This is a genomic window from Paenibacillus sp. MAEPY2, from assembly GCF_000499205.1.
Classification (GTDB): domain Bacteria; phylum Bacillota; class Bacilli; order Paenibacillales; family Paenibacillaceae; genus Paenibacillus; species Paenibacillus vandeheii.
Genome location: NZ_AWUK01000100.1, coordinates 1 through 2,447, shown reverse-complemented (window position 1 = coordinate 2,447; position 2,447 = coordinate 1). Strand labels below are relative to the sequence as shown.

The following is a 2,447-nucleotide window of genomic DNA, read 5'->3' as shown; positions in this document are numbered from 1 at the left end:
AACTAACCTTCCCGTTAGTTGAACAAAGACCACCGTTCATGTTGATCGGCGGCCTCCTATGGTTTAAAGAACTGTTGAATATTCATTAGATAGATATCTAATCAAAATAACTCATCGTGTTCGCACCTTAACATTCGAAGTGTTCTTCTATTATAATGGTTGGTTAGCTATAAATATGATGAATTGCAATTCGTAAGATTTGAGCAAGATTCTAATGATTTAGCTCATTTGTTCTAGTTATGGCTACGTCTTATCTGTACTGCAGACCATATAGCCGTATCCCCATACGGTCCGAATGAACTCGTCTCCTTTAGGAGAATGAAAAAATAGCTTCTCCCGTAATTGCTTGATGTGGGTATCTACCGTACGTTGATCATAAATCTTTTGATGGGACGACGTCCATACTTCTTTAAGCAATTCCTCCCTTGAAAAGGCGGTCTCTTGATGCGTGACCAGAAAATAGAGCAGATCGTATTCTTTTGGCGTTAAATGAACTTCGCTCTTATGCACCAGAACACGTCGAGCGGAAGGCTGAATAATAAGGTCTGAAATCAGAATTTCGCTGTCTGAAGGATTGTTGAATTCAAAAAAGGACGTTCCCTCCATCCGAGCCAGAATGCTTTGGATTCGCAGTACGACTTCTCTTGGGCTAAATGGTTTGACCACGTAATCATCAGCTCCTGCTCTAAAGCCTTCGAGTCGATCCCTTTCTTCCGAACGCCCGGATAACATGACAATTGGAAGGCCCTGATGGTAGTATTTTATATATTCGCAAATTTCAATGCCGCTCATGTCAGGAAGCAACCAATCCAACACCATGAGATTATAATTTCCACCATTGATATAACAATTCCGAATGGCTTCTCCCCCACTATCGGCCTCTTCTACGATGAAGTTCTCTTTCTCCAAATACTTCTTCAGCAATGCACGAATTCGGCTCTCGTCGTCTACCAACAAAATTCGTTTATGAACATGGATCATGTCTCTGCACCTCCTCCAACCATTTGCCGTTCGATCTGCTTCATTTCATAGAAATAGCCTTGTTGCATCATTAATTCTGCATACGATCCCGTTTCTACAATTCTGCCTTGCTCCATGACGACGATCCGGTCCATTTGTTCCAATCCGGTAAGCCGATGACAGATCAGCAATAGCGTATCTCCGGCTGCTTGTTCGTATAGATGTGTCATCACCCTTTGTTCTGTCACGTAATCCAGGGAGGAGGTCGGTTCATCCAATAGCCATACTCTTCCCTGACGGAGTAAAGCCCGAGCCAGAGCGATACGCTGCTTCTCGCCCTCGGATAAATTCTCCCCTTTTTCGAGCACTAGATCCGTTAAAGAAATCCTGGACAATTGAACTTTGGCAAGTACGTCCAACAAATGCTTGTCGGTATGATCTCCACGACTGAGGAGCAGATTGTCACGAATCGTTCCCCGAAAGAAATGATTTTGTTGTAATACAACATTCGCCATTTCCCAAAGGCTCGTCTCATTCAGTTCATCCATCGAAACGTCGTTCAATCGAATATCTCCAGCCATTGGTGTACGAAGTTTCAGAATCAAATCGATTAGCGTTGATTTTCCCGACCCACTCGGCCCAACAATCGCTGTTTTGGAACCTGCAGGAAAGTGCAATGAGATTTCTTTGAGCGCTGGCCTCCATTCCCCCTCATATTGAAATGTAACTCCAGATAGTTCGATCGAGGCGGGATGATCCGTGGACACTTTTCCGATCGGTTGTTGTGATGACAGCGTGGCGGAGGCAACTACCGTTTCCGTTAAACGTTTGGCCGCATGCTCGCTATCCTGCTTATACACAGGTAATGTTGCCATGGCCGCCGCTTCTTCAAATACCGTTAATGAGGCCATCACCAGCATGGCCAAAAATACGCCAGCAAGCGCTCCATCCATGATTAAATAGCCGCCAAGCGCCAGCACTCCCCATGAAATCAGAAACGTAACAAAGGCATGTATCGATTGACCACGCAACAAGTTCCCTGCTGCACGTTGCTGCTCAGCTGCTAATGCTGCGGAGATGTGCTGGAGCTTCTGTTCGCCCTGTGCCATCTGTCCGTATACTTTCAAGTCCCGGAATCCGTACAACACCTCCGTAACTTCTGTTGACAGTTGTGCCCGCTGTTTACGGACGCGCCCCTGTGTTTTTCGCTGTCCTAACAAAACGATTCCAGGCACAATCAGTGCCGTTGCCAGCATTCCAAGTACGAACAAACACGCAATCCAGATTGAAAATGAAGCAGTGAACAGCATCGTAGCCAGAAAGACCATGACCACAATCACTGGCGGATAAGCTACCCGCAAAAAGTAATTTTGCAAACTTTCAACATCGCCGACGATTCGAGCTAGCAGATCCCCGCTTCGCTTTTTATTCAGCACACCAGGTGCTAGTGGGATCAATTTGGCAAAAAAGGATGTACGCAAACGGCT

General features: G+C 45.6%; 2 protein-coding genes. Both read right to left on the bottom strand.

The window, feature by feature from the left end:
* Positions 1 to 243: 243 nt before the first annotated feature.
* Entirely contained in the window at positions 244 to 981 is a 738-nt protein-coding gene (locus P364_RS0134615; RefSeq protein WP_024634517.1) for a response regulator transcription factor, read from the bottom strand.
* On the bottom strand, positions 978 to 2,447 hold a 1,470-nt coding region (locus P364_RS0134610; protein WP_024634516.1), incomplete at its 5' end, for an amino acid ABC transporter ATP-binding/permease protein. The genes P364_RS0134610 and P364_RS0134615, both read right to left, overlap by 4 nt.